This is a genomic window from Saccharothrix stipae, from assembly GCF_054781895.1.
In genome coordinates this window covers 163,072-179,986 of sequence record NZ_BAAGTN010000018.1, presented here as the reverse complement: position 1 = coordinate 179,986, position 16,915 = coordinate 163,072, and the positions used below count along the sequence as shown (strand labels likewise).

15 protein-coding genes and 1 pseudogene are annotated in these 16,915 nt (G+C 72.6%); 8 read left to right on the top strand and 8 right to left on the bottom strand.

The genetic code is table 11. The features are described 5' to 3' along the window. Positions 1-59 precede the first annotated feature (59 nt). From ACYVLT_RS34240 to ACYVLT_RS34230, 3 genes and pseudogenes are all read left to right on the top strand, one after another. A pseudogene (locus tag ACYVLT_RS34240) lies at positions 60-371 on the top strand (alcohol dehydrogenase catalytic domain-containing protein); the annotation flags it as partial. Between the two features lie 106 nt (positions 372-477). Then, positions 478-1,083 (top strand): zinc-binding dehydrogenase, encoded by a 606-nt coding sequence (locus tag ACYVLT_RS34235; RefSeq protein WP_461124300.1) that lies wholly within the window; start codon positions 478-480, stop codon positions 1,081-1,083. A 177-nt stretch (positions 1,084-1,260) separates the two neighbouring features. After that, positions 1,261-1,809, top strand: coding sequence for an EF-hand domain-containing protein (locus ACYVLT_RS34230; protein WP_461124299.1), 549 nt, complete (start codon positions 1,261-1,263; stop codon positions 1,807-1,809). A 142-nt stretch (positions 1,810-1,951) separates the two neighbouring features. Here the strand turns inward: ACYVLT_RS34230 and ACYVLT_RS34225 are convergent, their stop codons facing one another. After that, positions 1,952-3,256, bottom strand: coding sequence for an ABC transporter substrate-binding protein (locus ACYVLT_RS34225; RefSeq protein ID WP_461124298.1), 1,305 nt, complete (start codon positions 3,254-3,256; stop codon positions 1,952-1,954). 144 nt (positions 3,257-3,400) lie between these two features. Then, the gene (locus ACYVLT_RS34220; protein ID WP_461124297.1) at positions 3,401-4,243 is read right to left on the bottom strand and encodes an oxidoreductase; all 843 of its coding nucleotides are present in this window, start codon (positions 4,241-4,243) and stop codon (positions 3,401-3,403) included. Positions 4,244-4,328: 85 nt separating this feature from the next. Here ACYVLT_RS34220 and ACYVLT_RS34215 point away from each other — a divergent pair, with 85 nt between their 5' ends. Further along, on the top strand, positions 4,329-5,231 hold the full coding sequence (locus ACYVLT_RS34215) for a LysR family transcriptional regulator (RefSeq protein ID WP_461124296.1): 903 nt from the start codon (positions 4,329-4,331) through the stop codon (positions 5,229-5,231). Between the two features lie 85 nt (positions 5,232-5,316). Here ACYVLT_RS34215 and ACYVLT_RS34210 read toward each other — a convergent pair whose 3' ends face one another. Further along, a complete protein-coding gene (locus ACYVLT_RS34210; RefSeq protein WP_461124295.1) occupies positions 5,317-5,877 on the bottom strand; it encodes a TetR/AcrR family transcriptional regulator in 561 nt (186 codons plus the stop codon). Between the two features lie 208 nt (positions 5,878-6,085). On the opposite strand from ACYVLT_RS34210, the gene ACYVLT_RS34205 reads away from it, so the two are divergent. From ACYVLT_RS34205 to ACYVLT_RS34195, 3 genes are all read left to right on the top strand, one after another. Further along, a complete protein-coding gene (locus ACYVLT_RS34205) occupies positions 6,086-6,271 on the top strand; it encodes a hypothetical protein (RefSeq protein ID WP_461124294.1) in 186 nt (61 codons plus the stop codon). Positions 6,272-6,461: 190 nt separating this feature from the next. Continuing rightward, the gene (locus tag ACYVLT_RS34200; RefSeq protein ID WP_360457836.1) at positions 6,462-6,869 is read left to right on the top strand and encodes a YciI family protein; all 408 of its coding nucleotides are present in this window, start codon (positions 6,462-6,464) and stop codon (positions 6,867-6,869) included. Positions 6,870-6,877: 8 nt separating this feature from the next. Beyond that, positions 6,878-8,023, top strand: a complete 1,146-nt coding sequence (locus tag ACYVLT_RS34195; protein WP_461124357.1) for an RNA polymerase sigma factor — start codon at positions 6,878-6,880, stop codon at positions 8,021-8,023. Positions 8,024-8,090: 67 nt separating this feature from the next. On the opposite strand, the gene ACYVLT_RS34190 is transcribed toward ACYVLT_RS34195, so the two are convergent. Further along, entirely contained in the window at positions 8,091-9,152 is a 1,062-nt protein-coding gene (locus ACYVLT_RS34190; RefSeq protein WP_461124293.1) for a hypothetical protein, read from the bottom strand. Positions 9,153-9,451: 299 nt separating this feature from the next. Between ACYVLT_RS34190 and ACYVLT_RS34185 the strand changes: the two genes are divergently transcribed. Beyond that, complete coding sequence (locus ACYVLT_RS34185; RefSeq protein WP_461124292.1) at positions 9,452-10,168, top strand: class I SAM-dependent methyltransferase; 717 nt, start codon at positions 9,452-9,454, stop codon at positions 10,166-10,168. 3 nt (positions 10,169-10,171) lie between these two features. Here ACYVLT_RS34185 and ACYVLT_RS34180 read toward each other — a convergent pair whose 3' ends face one another. The 4 genes from ACYVLT_RS34180 to ACYVLT_RS34165 all read right to left on the bottom strand — a co-directional run bounded on the left by ACYVLT_RS34180 (position 10,172) and on the right by ACYVLT_RS34165 (position 16,803). Beyond that, positions 10,172-10,822 (bottom strand): hypothetical protein, encoded by a 651-nt coding sequence (locus ACYVLT_RS34180; RefSeq protein ID WP_461124291.1) that lies wholly within the window; start codon positions 10,820-10,822, stop codon positions 10,172-10,174. 187 nt (positions 10,823-11,009) lie between these two features. Then, positions 11,010-11,990, bottom strand: coding sequence for an NAD(P)/FAD-dependent oxidoreductase (locus tag ACYVLT_RS34175; RefSeq protein WP_461124290.1), 981 nt, complete (start codon positions 11,988-11,990; stop codon positions 11,010-11,012). Further along, positions 11,987-13,840, bottom strand: coding sequence for a LodA/GoxA family CTQ-dependent oxidase (locus tag ACYVLT_RS34170; RefSeq protein ID WP_461124289.1), 1,854 nt, complete (start codon positions 13,838-13,840; stop codon positions 11,987-11,989). The genes ACYVLT_RS34175 and ACYVLT_RS34170 overlap by 4 nt, the downstream gene beginning before the upstream one ends. Continuing rightward, the gene (locus ACYVLT_RS34165; RefSeq protein WP_461124288.1) at positions 13,840-16,803 is read right to left on the bottom strand and encodes a hypothetical protein; all 2,964 of its coding nucleotides are present in this window, start codon (positions 16,801-16,803) and stop codon (positions 13,840-13,842) included. The genes ACYVLT_RS34170 and ACYVLT_RS34165 overlap by 1 nt, the downstream gene beginning before the upstream one ends. Between the last annotated feature and the right edge of the window lie 112 nt (positions 16,804-16,915).

The window sequence follows — 16,915 nt, the reverse complement described above, 5'->3', positions numbered from 1 at the left end:
GACCGGAGCCACCCAGCCGGCCAGGCGGGCGCCCTCGGACGAAGTCGAGGAGAAACACCATGCGCGGTGTCGTCCTGCACGCCCCCGGCGACGTCCGGGTCGAAGAACGCGAGGAGCCGCGGCTCGTCGCGCCGACGGACGCGGTCATCCGCCTGGCCGCGACCTGCGTCTGCGGCTCGGACCTGTGGCCCTACCGGGGCATCGAGGAGATCGGCGGGCCGACGCCGATGGGGCACGAGTACGTCGGCGTCGTCGAGCAGGTCGGCGACGAGGTCCGCGACGTGCGGCCCGGGCAGTTCGTGGTCGGCTCGTTCTTCGCCTCGGACAACACCTGCGAGACCTGCCGGGCCGGCTACCAGAGCTCGTGCGTGCACCGGGTGCCGATGGGCGGCCTCGGCGCCCAGGCGGAACTCCTGCGGGTGCCGCTGGCCGACGGCACCCTGGTGGCCACCCCCGACCTGCCCCCCCGACGACCTGGTGCCCGGCCTGCTGGCCGCCTCCGACGTGCTGGGCACCGGTTGGTTCGCCGCGGTGGCCGCCGAGGTGGGCCCCGGCAAGACCGTCGCGGTCGTCGGCGACGGCGCGGTCGGCCTGCTCGGCGTGCTGGCCGCGGCGCGGCTCGGTGCGGCGCGGATCATCGCGATGAGCCGCCACGGGGCACGCCAGGAGCTCGCCCTCGACTACGGGGCCACCGACATCGTGACCGAGCGCGGCGACGAGGGCGTGGCGAGGATCAAGGACCTCACCGACGGGCTCGGCGCGCACTCGGTCATCGAGGCGGTGGGCACCCAGGAGTCGATGATGCAGGCCATCCGCTCCACCCGGCCCGGCGGGCACGTCGGTTACGTCGGCGTCACCCACGAGGTCGCGCTGCCCGGCATGGAGATGTTCTTCTCCCACGTCCACCTGCACGGCGGCCCCGCACCCGTCCGCCGCTTCCTGCCCGAGCTGGTCGACCTGATCTGGCGCCGGGAGATCGACCCGGGCAAGGTCTTCGACCTCACCCTCCCGCTCGACCGGGCCGCCGAGGGCTACCGGGCCATGGACGAGCGCCGCGCCATCAAGACCCTCCTCACCGTCTGATCCGGCCGGCCCGGGGTGAGCCGGGTGTTCGGTCGGCGGCGATGCGACCCATTGTGCACGGCGGTCGCGCTAACCGTTCGAGTGAGTTATTGAACCCTTTTTCGCGATTCGGTGCGCCGATCCGCGTCGATACGCTTCCCCTCGACGGCCGAGAACGACGACGAGAACAGGTGAACCATGTCCGATGAGGTGCTCGCCCGGAACATCGACCGCATTTTCGTGGCACTCGACCTGAACGGTGACGGAATCCTCGAATGGGCGGACTTCGAGACGAAGACGAGCCGCATCGGCCGGGAGTTCGGGCTCACCGAGGACGCGCCCGAGGTCCGCGACTTCCTGACCGCCTACCGGCGGCTCTGGGAGTACGTCCACGGTGCGGCGGACGTCGACCGCGACGCGGTGGTGACGAAGGAGGAGTTCGAGGCGGCGCACATGGCGCGGCGGCTGTCGGCCGAGACCGTGGTGGACCTGTGGATGGCCGCCTCGGACCGGTGCTTCGACGTGGTCGACCGCAACGGTGACGGCTCCATCGACCAGGCGGAGCTGATCGCGTTGTACCGCAGCGCGGACGTCCCCGACCCGGAGCAGACCGCCTTGGTCGCCTTCGCCGGGATGGACGCCGACAGCGACGGCCGCATCGACAAAGCCGAGTTCAACGCCAACGTGCGGGGTCTGCTCACGGCCACCGACGATTCGGTGAAGGGCGCGCACATGCTCGGCGACTGAACCGGTCGGGGGCACGGCGACCCCGCCGGTCACCGGTCACGCGGCTCGGTCCTCATTCCCCTGGCGGGAACGGGTTCCGTCCGGCGTGGACGCGACCGGCGGGGTGTGCGCGGTGAGCACCGGGCTCGCTGCCGGTGGTCGGTCACCCCGATGCGGCCAGGATCTCGTCGATGCGCCGTGACGCCGCCGCCATGCCGTCGTTCACGCCGATCTTGCCGCTGACGACGTCCCGGATCGCCGGCTCGAACACGTCGTCGTGGATCTTGGCGAACTCGACGGTGCCCGGCATCAGCGGTTGGGCGATCCGCGCGTCGTCGGCGAACTCGCCGACCAACGGGTTGTCGTTCGGCGCGTACTGGTCGAGGCGGATCGAGGGGTAACCGGAGCCCTTCATCCAGCTCTCCTGCGCCTGCTCGCCGACCCAGTACGACAGGAACCGCTGCGCGGCCCGCTTCTTCTCGGGCGTCAGCGTGGCGCTGAGGGCCAGCGACGTGGTCGAGCCCAGGGTGGCCTGCCGGATCGGTCCGGGCGGCACGGGGGCGAGGTCGAAGTCGACGCCCGCGTCCTGGAAGCCGCTGGTGGCCCACGGTCCGGTGATCGTCATGGCCGCCTTGCCGGTGCGGAACAACTCCTCGGCCTCGGCGCCCGAGAGCCCGGTGGGGGATACCTTCTTCCTGGTCACGAGATCGGTCCAGGTCCGGACCGCGGCGATCGACTCGGGCCGGGTGAGCGCGGACTTCGACCCGTCGGGTTCCAGCAGGTCGCCGCCGTGGCCCCACAGCAGGATCGGCCAGACCGGGATGGTCTCGTGGTCCGGGATCGCCAGGCCGTACTGCTCGGGGACGCCGTCGTCGTCATCGTCGGAGGTCGACCGGATCATGGCGTTGCGCCACTGGTCCCAGGTGGTGGGCGGCCGGACCGGATCGAGCCCTGCCTCGGTGAACAGCGCCCGGTTGTAGCACAGCTTGAGGCTCGTGAAGGTCATCGGCACCGCGTACTTCACGCCCTGGTAGGTGACCGCGTCGACCGCCGCCGTGACCAGCGCGTTGGACGCGGGGTCGGCGGCGAACCAGTCGTCCACCGGTGCGAGCACGCCCTTCTTCGCGTACTGGGCGACCCGGGTGCTGTCGAACGCGGCGAGGTCCGGGCCCCCTTCGGAGGAGTATGCGGGGAGCAGGTTCTGGAAGAACACGTCCCACGGCATGAGGCTCACCTCGATCCGGACGTCCGGGTTCGCCGAGTTGAACTCGTCCACGATCGCCTCCAGCGCCGTGGGCGCCGGACCCGCGTAGCCGCTCCAGAACGTCAACCGGGTGACCGACGCGGACGCGGGTTGCCCGTCGGTGCCGCAACCGGTGAGCAGCGCCCCGACCAGGCCGGCCACGCCGACGAACGTCATCGCGGAGCGCCGCACGCCACCACGCGGCAGCCGTTCGGGCAGGGACATGGGCGGTTCCTCTTCTCGGTCGGTTCACGGCTGCGTCGTGATCGGGGTCACGACAAGGGTGTGAACGCTAACAGCCCAATTGAGACCGACCAAGGAAACCGCCGGGAGGATAGGGAATCCGAATCCGGGCATTCGACGCGGAGCTCATCCGCCGAACGCGGTGTCCCGGGCGACCTTCTCCCAGTCCGCGATCTCCGCGCGCACCGCGTCGAGGTGGCCCAGGATCGCGTCCACCGAGTCGTCGCCGAGCGGCAGCCGCAACGGGGTGCGGTCGGAGATCAGCGCGGCCCGGATGGCCGCTGCCGCTTTGGCCGGGTCGCCCGGCTGCTCGCCGTCCCCCGTCACGACGTACTCCCGGGTCCGGCCCGCACTGCCCGCGTAGGCCGGGTTCTCCGCGCTGAAGTGCGCCGCGTCCACGCCGAACAGGTTGGTGCGGAACGCGCCGGGCTCGACCACCAACACCTTGATCCCGAACTCCGAGACCTCGTCGGCCAACGCCTCGGAGAGCCCTTCGAGGGCGAACTTCGTCGCGCTGTAGGCGGAGAACCCGGCGAACGACAGCTGCCCGCCGACGCTGCTCAGGTTCACGATCGCGCCGTCGCGCCGGGCCCGCATCGACGGCAGCACCGCGCGGATCAGCGCGGCCGGGCCGAAGAAGTGCAGGTCGAACAGGTACCGCAGGTCGGCGTCGGTGGTCTCCTCGACCGCACCGACCTGCGTGCGGCCCGCGTTGTTCACCAGCACGTCGATCCGGCCGTGCCGGGCCAGCACGTCCTCGACCACCGCCTCGATCCGCGCGGTGTCGGTGACGTCCAGCCGCACCGGGTCCACCTGGTCGGGGTAGGCGGCCACCAGGTCGGCCAGCGTGTCCGGGCGGCGGACGGCGGCGATCACGGTGTCGCCCAGGGCGACCGCGTTCTCGGTGATCGCCCGGCCGAAGCCGCTGTTGGCGCCGGTCACCAGCCACACCTTCGGGTTCTCGGTCAACTTCGCTCCTCTGTGCGTCGGGTTGAGACCACGGTGGCCGACGGGCCGCATCGGCGTCCAAGATCCGTTGTGATAACCCTTGGCAATGGACGTGCACGGACGTGACCTGAACTACTTCGTCACGGTCGCCGAGGAGCTGCACTTCACCCGGGCGGCCGCGCGGCTGTTCGTGTCCCAGCCCGCGCTGAGCAAGCAGATCCGGGTGCTGGAGCGGCAGCTCGGCGCGCCGCTGTTCGAGCGGGACCGGCGCGAGGTGCGGTTGACCGCGGTCGGCGCCGCGCTGTTGCCGCACGCCGAGCGGATCGTCGCCGAGTGGCGGCTGGCCCGGGCGGCGGTCGAGTCGGCGAAAGCCGCGCGGCGGGCGACGCTGGTGGTCGGCATGAGCACCAGTCCCGGCCGCGGCCTGCTGCCCGCGCTGCGGTCCAGGCTCGTCGCCGAGCACCCGACCGCCCGGATCACCCTGCGCCAGGTCGGCTGGGGCGACCCGACGGTCGGCCTCGCCGACGGCTCGACCGACGTCGGCTTCGTCTGGCTGCCGATCCCCGGCTCGGACCGGTACCGGTGGGTGGTCGTCGCACGCGAGCCGCGCCTGGTCGCCCTGCCCTCGGCCCATCGCCTGGCGGCGCGGGAGCGCGTCGACTTCACCGAGCTGCTGGACGAGCCGTTCCTCGCGCTACCCGAGTCGGCGGGCCACGTGCGCGACTACTGGCTCGCGCTGGACGCGCGCGGCGGCCGGGAACCGGTGATCGGCGGTGAGATCGCCAGCGCCGAGGAGGCCCACGAGGCGGTGGCCAACGGCGACGGCGTGGTGCTCCTGGCCGAGGGCAACGCGCCGCTGGTCGCCAGGGACGAGGTGGTGGTGCGCCCGGTCACCGGGGTGTCGCCCTGCGAACTGGCGGTCGTGTGGCGGGCGGACGACACGCGCCCGCCGGTCGTCGGCTACGCCCGCGCGGCGGCGGAGCTGAGCGCGGGCTCCGGCCGGTCCTAGCGGGCTCTCCCGACGTGGTCCTTCCCGGCCCACGCGGTCCGGCCGGGCGAGCACCGCCCGGGCGAGCACCGCCGACGCGCCTTCGTCACGTGCTCGGGGGCGGCAGGAGGCGGCGTGCCAGGAGCTCCACGACCGGGTCCGTGTCGGTGATGCCCAGGCCGTCGGGGAGGGTGAGTTGCGACCAGATCAGGCCGCTGAAGGCGACGACGACCACCCGCCAGTCCTCGGGCGCCATGCCGGTGCGGGCCACGTCGGCGTCGAAGTGGTGGAGCGTCTTGGCGGTCAGGGCCTTGCGCAGGGCCGGGTGGCGGGTGGCCTCCACCCGCAGCTCCAGCGTGGCCAGGGCGATCGTGCGGAAGTCGGTGAGCATGAGGCGGGTGAGCAGCTGCGCGATGGCCACCCGGTCGTGCTCCGCGCCCAGCTCGTCGGCGACCCGCGCGTTCTGCTCGCGGTACCGGTCGACGACGCGTTCCCCCACCTGCACGAGGAGGACGTCGCGTCGGCCGAAGTAGTTGACCGACGTGCCGATGGGCAACCCGGCCTGCACGTCCAACGTGCGGAAGGACAGGCCGCGGCAACCCTTCGCGGCGAGGATCTCGATCGCGGCGTCGAGCAGGTCCGCTCGGCGCGCCGGATTCGTCGGCATCTCGTGGTCACCCTTTCAGGCGAACGTGCTCAAGTCGCGCAACCCAGCTCTTGCCTGCCGTCGTCACCCGTGCACATACTCCAAAAGAACCACAGCGACTGTAGTCCATCGGTCGTAGTGGATCGGGGGAGGGAGAGACCGTGTCGCGGTGGCCCGGGCTGGGGGTCCGGGCGCACCAGGCACCGTCATCACGCCAACTGGGGGGAAGATGAACATCACGAAGGCGGCCAACGCGGCTGTGCTCGTCCTGGCGGCACTGCCGCTGGGCCTCGCGCCGGCCACCGTCGCGGCCGCGGCGATCCAGCCGGTGGACGGGCAGGTCCACCACGTTCCGGTGAACGACGACAACGGCTCGGTGCACGACCTGTGGTCGATCCCGGGCATGGGGCGCTGAGACACCGGCGCTGGGTCACCGACCGCGTCGATCGACACCGCGGGCGCCTGGCGGGCTGACCTGCCAGGCGCCCGCGGTGACGCGGGTCACACTCGAATCGGGGGACGGTGATGTCGAGATCCCGGCACCGGCTCCGTCCCTGCGGTGAACGCGACCAGAATGGGTCGCACAAGCACCGAGGAGAACCCCGATGGCCAAGTACCTGCTGCTCAAGCACTACCGCGGCGCCCCGGCAGCGGTCAACGACGTGGCGATGGACCAGTGGACGCCGGAGGAGATCACGGCGCACGTGCAGTACATGCGCGACTTCGCGGCCAGGCTGGAGGAGACCGGCGAGTACGTCGACGGTCAGGCGCTCGCCCCCGAGGGGACGTTCGTCCGGTACGACGGCGAGGGGCGCCCGCCGATCACCGACGGCCCGTTCGCCGAGACCAAGGACCTCATCGCCGGCTGGATGGTGATCGACGTCGACAGCTACGACCGCGCCGTCGAGCTGGCCGGTGAGCTGTCGGCCGCACCGGGCGCGGGCGGGAAGCCGATCCACGAGTGGCTGGAGCTGCGCCCGTTCCTGTCCACGCCGCCGACCATCACGGAGTGACCACTCGGATGGACGAGGCGCTGCTCCGGAGCCTCACCCCGAACGTGCTCGGGATCCTCGTCCGCCGCGGAGCCGACTTCGCGGCGGCCGAGGACGCCGTGCAGGACGCGCTGGTGGAGGCGGTCCGCGTCTGGCCCGCCGACCCGCCGCGCGACCCGAAGGGCTGGCTGGTCACCGTGGCCTGGCGCCGGTTCCTCGACGGGGCCAGGGCGGACGCCGCGCGCCGCCGGCGTGAGGACGTCGTCGACGAGGAGCCCGCGCCGGAGCCCGTGCCGGCGGTGGACGACACGCTCCAGCTCTACTTCCTGTGCGCCCACCCGTCGCTGACGCCGTCGTCCGCGGTCGCGCTCACCCTGCGCGCCGTGGGCGGCCTCACCACCCGCCAGATCGCCCAGGCCTACCTGGTGCCCGAGACGACCATGGCGCAGCGCATCAGCCGGGCCAAGCGCACCGTGGCCGGCGTGCGGTTCGACCAGCCGGGCGACGTCGCCACCGTGCTGCGCGTGCTCTACCTGGTGTTCAACGAGGGCTACTCCGGCGACGTCGACCTCGCCGCCGAGGCCATCCGCCTCACCCGGCAGCTCGCGGCCGCGATCGACCACCCCGAGGTGGCGGGGCTGCTCGCCCTCATGCTGCTCCACCACGCCCGTCGCGCCGCCCGGCACGCGCCGGACGGCAGCCTGGTGCCGCTCGCCGAGCAGGACCGGGGTCGGTGGGACACCCGGTTGATCGCCGAGGGCGTCGGGATCCTCCAGGCGGCGCTGTCCCGCGACCGGCTGGGCGAGTTCCAGGCCCAGGCGGCCATCGCGGCACTGCACGCCGACGCGCCGACCGCCGAGGAGACCGACTGGGTGCAGATCGTCGAGTGGTACGACGAGCTCGTGCGCCTGACCGACAGCCCGGTCGTCCGGCTCAACCGCGCGGTGGCCGTCGGCGAGGCGGACGGACCGCGGGCCGGCCTGGCGGCACTCGCGCCGCTGGACGACTCGCTTCCCCGGCACACGGCGGTGTCGGCGTACCTCCACGAGCGCGACGGCGACCTGGTGCGGGCGGCACGGCTCTACACCGAGGCGGCCGGCAAGGCCACCAACCTCGCCGAGTGCGTCCACCTGACCCGCCAGGCCGCCCGGCTCAACGCCCACGAAGGTCGTTGACCCCGGGTCGCGCCGGCCTCGCGGACGTGCCGCCGATCCCGAGCCGGAATGGCTTGTGTGCACGGGGTCAGGTGTCGGACCTGTCCTCGCGGGACAGGTGGTGTGCCGACGACTGCCGCAGCGTGCCCAGGTAGTGGCGGAACGCGGCGCTGTCCTGTTCCTGCTCCGACCGCCACCGCGCCAGGTCGGCGGCGGTGATCTCGCGGCCGGTCAGGGTGCGCAGGTGGGTGGTCAGCTTGGTGTCGTCGTCGGTGGCCTCGAAGACCACCTTGTGGTGCGAGATCTCGAACTTGCGCATCAGCTCCATGCGGAAGGTCGAGTAGAGGAACGAGTCCCGGCCGAAGCGGTACGACTCGGGTAGTTCCATCTGGGTCGACTGCGGGCTGTGGTACCACGACACGTACACCGACTCGTCCAGCATCACGTACCGGTACACGGCCGTGTCCTCGTTGTAGAGGATCTCCACCGGGCACAGCCACCGGCAGTCGAACAGCGACACCAGGTTCATCAGGAGCTCGTTCTCCAGCTCCTGCTCGATCTGCGCGATCGTCCGCCCCCGGAACCGCGGTGTCGACATCCGGTCCGACGCGCTGCGGCTGACGGCCTTGCGGTTGCCGGGGTTGATCATCGCGATCCGGATCTGCTGGAGCCGGTGGCGCGAGGTGAGCAGCCGTGCCGCCACGAACCGCGCGTTCGGGCCGTAGAAGGCGAAGAAGCCGCTCTTCTGCAGGTCGAGCGTCATGTCCTCGTTGTACGGGTCGCCGAAGCCGTCGGTGGGGTTGAGCGCGTCGTAGTGCTTGGACGGCAGGAACAACCGGTTCGTGCGGGCCATGTTCCGCTCGAACCGGTCGGCCACCTCCTCCATGCCCTCGGTGAGCGTGTCCCGCAGGTGCCGGTCCTGCGTCCAGTTGGCGAGCGTGGCGAACACCAGCGCGAACACGACGCTCGCGATCACGTTCAACCCCACCGCCGAGTAGATCTGCGTGGCGGTGAGGGCGTCGTCCCGCGCGATCAGGGCGACGCTGATCAGCACCGCCACGCCGCACGCGGTCGCGAACGAGTAGCGGACCAGGGCCAGGCGCAGCGCGCGGGCCGACGTGGTGGGCCGGCGGGACCGGCCGCGCGTCACGGCTCCCGCCGTCCGACGCGGCCCGGACCACGCCGGTGCGCACCACCCGGCCACGCGGAGGGGAGCGTCACCGGCACGCGGGTGGCGTCACGTCCGTGCGGATCACCGCAGGCGCACGGGAGCCGGATCCGGTCCGGCACGATGTGGTCGGTCCGCATCCGTCGGCTTCCCCTCGGCGTGCTTGGTCGAGCCACTGAACCAGATCGGGTCGGCCGCCGCGTCCCGTTTCGGCAGGCGCGACACCGAACTTCACCCGACTGGCAGCGCGCCGGTCCCCGGTTCTGCGCGATCATGCGGTCGTGGGTCGAGCACAGGGCCGGGCTACCGCCGCGAACCGGCGCCGGTACGCCCACGACGAGGTCGCGGGCTACCTGCGCGACCCCTACCACCGCCGCCGGCTGCGCCTCGCGCTCGACCTGCTCGGCGAGCACCTCGACCTGGCCGGACGCCCGCTCGTCGCCGACCTCGGCGCGGGAGGGGGGCAGGTCTGCTCCGTGCTCGCCCGCCGCGGCGCCCGGCCGATCGCCTGCGACGTGGTGCTCGACGCGGGCCGCGCCGCCCTGCGCGCCGGCGTGCCGGCCGTCGCGCTCGACCTCGGCGAACCGCTGCCGTTCCGCTCGGGCGCGCTGGACGGGATCCTGGCGGGGGAGATCATCGAGCACGTCTACGACCCCGCGTCGCTGCTCGCGGAGTGCCACCGCGTGCTGCGACCCGGTGGGGTGCTCGTGCTGACCACCCCGAACCTCGCCACCCCGCAGGACCGGCTGCGGTTCCTCTTCGGGCACGCCCCGCGCCACGTCGACCCGTTCCACGAGTACCTGCACCTGCACATCCGCCCGTTCACCGCGGGCCTGCTGGCGACCGGCCTGCGGCTCGCGGGCCTGACGCCCACGGCACTGCGGTCCAACCACGTCGTCTGGCGCACGCGCTTCGGCGACCTGCGCTCGGCGTGGGTGGCCCGCCACCTGCCGACGTGGGGCGGGTCCCTCGTGGTCAGCGCCGTCCGGCCGACGTGATGCTCAGCCCGCGATCGCGGCCAACCCGATCGACGCCACCCGCACGGCCTCGTCCCGCTCGCACAACCGCCGCACCACCCGGTGCTCACCGGCGTCCGGGTCGCCCAGCGACAGGTTGGGCATGGCGGCCCGCGTCCACCCCAGCGCGACGGTCACCACCACGTCGGCCTCGTCGGGCACGACCGTCTCGTGGAAGATCCCGGCCGACAGGCGGTACCGCTCACCGGCGCGGTGCACGACGGTCCGCTCCACCTCGGTCCGGACCAGTCGCGAGGTCGGCCGCACGTGGTCGCCCTCCGGCCCGCTGCGCACGTCGAACACCCGGTGCGTCGGCGCGTCGTCGGTGTCGACGACCCGGATGGTCCGGTTGTGCAGCGCGCCCGCCGCCACCCAGCTGGACAGGTCCCAGCTGTGGGAGTGGGGCGCGGACGCGGTCGGCGCCGCCGAAGCGGACCGGGCGTCCCAGAGGTGCACGCACACCCCTTCGGAGCCGTCGCGGTGAGCCGGCACGCACAGGAACCCCAACGGGTGGCGCACGACCCCGACCCCGAGCCGGTCGGTCAGCACCCCGTCCAGCACCCCGCGCGCCCACGCCACGACCGGCGCCCCGTCGTCGCGCTCGATGGCCGCGTCCAACTCCGAGTACAGCGTCATGACCAACGCCCCCGCCCAGGTTCCGACCCGGCATCGTAGCAACGACCTCGGCCGGAAGGCCGGGTTTCCCTGCGGCACAGCCGAAGTGACCCCCAACCGTCGCAGGCGAAGAGGGCCGCGACCCGGCGGCCGTGCGGGCGGTGTCCTCCGTCGCGGCGAACGCCACCCGAGCAGGCAGGTCGGCGGCTCAAGCACCGCCCGTGACGGGCAGCCGACCGCCGGCACGCCGCCGCCAGAACGGGCCGTCGAGGCTTGCGGCCGAGTAGACGGCCCGCGCGCCGGCCGCGTGCGCCGCCGTCGCCCGGGCGAGCCAGTCGGGATAACCGGTCGGGTCGTCGGCGGCCAGCACGGCGCCTTCCACCGCCAAGGCCAAGCCCTGCCCGGACAGCGGGTCCACGGCGAGCGCCGCGTCCCCGATCACCGCGACGCCCGCGGGCACCGGGCCGGTCGTCCGCGCGGTGGTGGCCGAGCGGTGCCAGGTGTCCACCCGGTGCCCGGCCCAGGCGAACCGGTCGCCCGTGCGCAGCAGGTCGGTGTCGGTGCACAGGCCCAGCGCGGTACCCGCACCGCAACCGATCGCGTACCACCAACCGCCGGGCGCGGCGGCGACGTGCAGCCGGTCGCCCAGCCCCGGCAGCCGGGCGTCCACCCAGCCGGTCGACGCGGTCATCCGGTGGGTGACCTCGCGCGCGATGCCGAGCCGGGGCAGCCGCGCGGTGCGGCCGGTGGCGAGCACCACGCGGTCCGCCAGCCGCCACTCACCGCCCACCCGCACGCGCCAGGCGCCACCGTCCCGCTCGACGCCCTGGGCCCTCGCCGGGACCCACGTGCACCCGGCCGACACCGCGGCGGCCACGAGCGCCGGATCCAGCTCGGCGCGGTCCACGATCCAACCCGCGCCACCGGGCGTGAGCAGCGCCGGTTTGTCGACGACCGCGCCGCCCCAGCTCGCGAGCACCCCGGCACAGGGACGCGCCGGCAAGCCCACCACCCCCAACCAGGCCACCGCGTCGTGCGCCGCGGCCGTGAGCAGCTCCACGGTGTGCCGACGGTGCCGCGCCGGGGGACCGACGAGCAGCACCGACGCCCCGGCCCGGGCGGCGGCCAGCGCGTGGCACGCACCGGCCGGGCCCGCGCCGACCACCACCAGGTCGTGACGACCGCTCACGGGACGGCACCGCCGCGTTCGGTCTCGGCGAACACACCCGCCCCCGGCACGACGAAGCCGAGCTTGGTCCAGTTGTCCACCATCTGCTGGTAGGACGGCATGTCGCTGGAACGGGGACTGGGTTCGTGCGCGTCGCTCGGCCAGTCAGACGACGCGCCGACCGTGGCGCGGTGCCAGTGCACCATCGTCCCGGCGGCCAGGGCGTCGGCCGTCGTCGCGTACACCGCGTCGGGGCGCTGGGACGGCCACCAGCCCCAGTCGGCCTTGGTGACCCTTTGCTCCTCGACCTTGCACTGCAGGAAGTCCGCGATCCACGGCAGCGCCATCTGCCGGGTGAAGTGCCCGGCCACCACGGTGCGGCCGCGGGCGTCGCCGACGTACTTCGAGGGCGCGCCGTGCTTGATCCGGAACGGTTCGGCGAACAGCTCCGGCTCCCGGATCTGCCAGCCGACCTCGATGCCGGGGTAGAAAGCGCCGCCGGACACGGACTGCGCCGCCGCGCGGTCCATCCCGTCGGGTGTCACCATCCCAGGCCCGACCGGGGTGAGCAGCGACGCGGGCGGCCGTGCCGACTTGACGAAGCGGCCACCGGCCCAGGCCTCCATGATCGCGTACTGGGTGGTGGTGAGCGACAGCCCCCAGCGCTTGGTCCTCAGGTTGTTGTACGGGTCGTCGCCCAGCAGTTGGGGCATGTTGTCCGCGCCCAGTCCCGCCGTGCCGGGCTTGCGCAACCGCTGGAACACGGCGAGCCGCGCGTCGTTCGGCGTCGCCGGATCGGACAGCGCCTCCCACCGCGCGGCGGGCAGGCCACCGGCGCCCATGGCGGTGTGGAAGCCCTGCAACTGCTCGAAGACCCACCCCGGCAGGACGGCTTGGCGCAGGATCGGCGCGACGTCCTCGTCGAACGACGGCTTGTAGCGCGACAGGGACGGGCCACGCCCGAGGTCCTTCGCCATCGCGGTGAGCCGTGCCAGCGCCCCGCCCGTGCCGAACACCGCCTCGTCCTCGGGCAGCGGGATCCGGCGGACGGCCAGGTCGACCAGGACGTCCCAGAGCGTGACGGTAGGCGGGATGCCCGGTGCGAAGTCCGGCGGGCCGACCAAAACCCACGCGCCCCGCACCGGCACGGTCGTCATCCCGCCGCCCACGCGGAGCCGGAGCACGGCGTTCACCGGGCCGTCCGAGACGTCGTCGAACCACATGTCGTTGTTCGCGTACTGGGCGATGTCCGGCGCGCCGGCCTGCTTGGCGACCACGCCCGCACCGCCGATGACGATCAGCCTGCCCCTGGCGTCGGTGCGCAGCTCGCCCAGGTACTCCAGCGCGGGCGAGGGCGCCGGGTCGGGCCACTGCTCGGCCGCCGGGTTGGTGGAGGTGCCCTTGCGGAACTCGACCCCCCTCGCCGCGCGCCCGGCGATCGACCGCGGGCCGGGCACGATCCGCAGCTTGCGGCGGTCGGCCTGCGCCTCGTTGCGGCGGACCCGCTTGGGCTGGCGGGGCAGCAGCGGGGAGCCGGACAGCCCGTCGAACTCGAAGAACGACGCCTTGCGGTTGGCCAGGTCCACCGTCCACGTCAGGTTCACGACGTCGGCCAGGTCCGCGGTGATCTCCCGCGACGCGGTCCACACGCCACCGGACTCGGTGTACTCGAAGACCCGGAAGCGCTGCGCCTGGCGGCGGATCCGGCCGCCGACCTTGTGCGGCGGCACGGTCTTCCCGGTGCCCGGCTCGCCCATGCGGCCGAACCGGTCGGGCACCTCGGGTCCGAGGAAGAACTCGTCCGCGGCGGCGTCGCCGACCCGCGCGACGCCGATCGCCGGGTGGATGCGGTAACGCGGGGGCTTGGCCATCAGTCCTCCAGCCAGGTCCCGTCGGGCTGCTTGGTCCACGTCGGCAACGAGTCGTCCGGGCGCAGCCGCACCAGGGTGGTCGGCAGGCGCACCTCCCACGGGTCGCCCTGCGGGATCTCGGCGCCGGGTGCCTGGGTGCGCTCCTTGATCTCGTCGATGATGTTCACGTACAGCGGGCTGGTCAGCGTCGGCGGGTCGGCGCCCTCCCAGATCTCCCCGGTGTCCAGGAAGTGGGCGACGGCGGCCTCGAAACCGGGCCGGATCGGGACCACCACCCGGGCCGAGCCCGCCTTGAGGAACTCGGCGAACTGCGTGTCGACGTCCTGGAGCAGCGCCTTCGTCCGCCACCCGTTCTTGCGCCCCCAGTAGTAGGGGTAGAACAGGTACATCATGTGCTCCCACTCGACGGCCTGCTCGAAGAAGCGGATGTAGCGGCCCTCGGCGTCGGCCTCGTGGAGGTGGGGCTGCGGGTAGCCCTCCGGCGAGTGGCCGATCGCGCCGAACAGGTCGTAGTGCTGCGCGGTGAACACGCTGATGGCCTGCTTGCGCAGCTCGGTGCGCTCGATGATCCGGTTCTCCGCCGGGTTGCGGCCCTGGATGTCGTTGGCGGCCTGCACCTCCAGCGCGGCCAGCTCGTCGCGGTAGTCGCGCTCCATCTTCAGGTAGGCCTGCTGGATGGCGGCGTGGGTCTCCAACTGCCAGGTGCGGTAGGCCCGCTGGGTCCGCTGGCAGTCGACTTCGACGGCCACCGTCCAGGTGCGGCAGCCGTAGGAGTGCACGGTGAGGGGCACCGAACCGCGTTCGTTGTCCAGCGTGTAGTAGTTGTTGATGAAGCTGTTCTTCCTCCGCCCCCACTGCCGCTTGCCGATGACGACGACCACGGCCCAGTCGTCCTCGAAGTCGGGCACCCAGCGGCTCGCGATCACGAGCGCGTGGCCGGTGATCGCCTGGTAACCGTCCGGGATGGGCACGTCGGCGACCTTCGTGCCGCTCTTGTCCTCAAGAGCCACCACGCCCTCGAACGTCTTGGACACCGTGGTGTACGGCTCCGGCGGCGGCTTCAGCCCGGCCACCTGGTACCGCTCGACGTAGAGGCCGTAGTTGGCCTCGGTGATCTGGATCGGTTCGAGCGTGAACGGCTCGGGCTCTTCGAGGGTCGCGCCCGGCTTGGGCTTGTGCGCGTGCGCGTGGATCCAGAACGCGGCGGGCTCGGGCACCATGATGTCGAACATCATCCGCTTGCCGTAGTTGAAGACCTGCGCCTCGTAGACCTTGTCGATCCACTGGTAGACGCCCACGACGTGGCCCTCGCCCGCGGCGTTGTTCACGCCGTGCTCGTTGCGCTCCTCGAAGATCTCCAGCGTGCGCAGGACGCGCACCTCGCGGTGGCGTTCGGACACCTTGGACGAGGCGCGGCTGGTGACCTCCTTGGAGTAGTTCGTCGCGGTCTTGGTGGACTCCTGCTTGACGTGGTTCATGGCGAAGTCGGTGTAGGCCTTGAACTCCACGGCCGGCCCGAAGGACGCGCTGAGCGCGAGGCCCGCCTTGAAGGTGATGTCGTTCTTGACCACCTCCGCGGCCTCGCGCTGCATCTCGAACCGCTCGGTGGTCTGGGTGTCGCGCTCCTCGACCTTGGTGATCTCGTGCTCGACCGTGACGGTCTCCTCGGTCTCCTGCCTGCGCAGGGTCGACCGCTTCTTGGACTCGCCCTTGAGCACGTTCTCGACGTGGGCGACCTCGCCGCCGTGGTAACCCTTGAGCTGCTGCCGCACGACCAGCAGGTCGCCGACGCCGACGGGTTTGATGGTGCCGTGGCTCTCCGGCACCGCGTGGGGCAGCCCGAACGTGCTGATGTCGGTCTTGTCGAGCGCGCCCGTGTCGTAGAGCTGCGAGCCGATCAAGGTGTAGGAGGTGGCGCCGTGCTCCAGTTCGGCGAGCCGGCCGTACAGGGTGGTGAGCTCGCCTTCGACGGACTTCAGCGCGCCGGGCAGTGGGGTGCGTTCGAGGCTCAGGTCGAGGGATTCCAAGGTGGCCCGGTGCGACTGGGGCAGCTCCGCGACGGCGGTCCGGCTGAGCAGGAACCGGGCGGCGGGCGGGTGCTGCTCGCCGGGTTCGACCGCGGACGACTGCACGTCGGCCAGCGCGCGCATGACCGCGTGCACGGGCTCGGTCTCGATGCGCTCGACCTCTCCCGCGCGCACCCGTTCGGTCATCGCCCGGCGGAGTGTCTCCGCCGCGGCGGGCCGCCCGGGTGACGGCGTGCTCTGCGGTGCCTCGGGCACGGCGAAGGCGCCGGGGGCCACGGCCGCCAGCGTGTCGCTGAGGGACTCCAGGGCGCCGATCCGCGCGCGGATCCGCTCGCGTTCCGCGTCGGTGTCCGGCTCCGGCCGCCGCGGCGGCCGGTCCTCGGGCAGGGCGCGGCGCGGTCCGGGGACGGCCCGGCCGATCGCCGTCGGCCGGTTCAGGGCGGCGCCGACCGCGCCCGCCTCGTCCAGCGCCGGGTCACCGGCCGCCACCCGGTCGATCACGGCCATCAGCCGCAGCAGGTCCTCCATCGTGCGCGCCTCGACGGCGCCGTCCCGGGACAGCAGCTTCGCCGCGATGAGGTTGTCGGACAGCAGTTCGCGGTCGGCGGTGAACGCGGGCGCCTCGACCACCTGGGACGGGGGCTCGCCGAAACCGTCCGCCACGGCCTGCTCGACGTCCGCCCGGGTGGGGGCGTCCGTGCCGCGCAAGGCACGTTCGGTGTGCCACAGGGCGGTCGCGTTGGCCAGCTTCCCGAGGTCGGTGAGACCACGCTCGTTCGCGACGAGCCGGGCGGCCGCGGTCTTCAACGCCGTCTTGCTGTCCGGGGCGTCGTGCGCCTCGGCCAGCGCCGCCGCGAAGTCGTCCGAGGCCAACACGTCGACCGCGGTCGCGGGGGCGGGTGGGTGCAGGAGCAGGAACCGGAAGATCTCTTCCATGGGTGGAGCCCCAATCGACCTGGGTGGCGGTGACGGTGACGGTGATCACGAGTCTCCGGCCGAGGTCGGGTACGCCGGAATGTCCCGACGTTCACCCGTTGGGGCCCCCGGT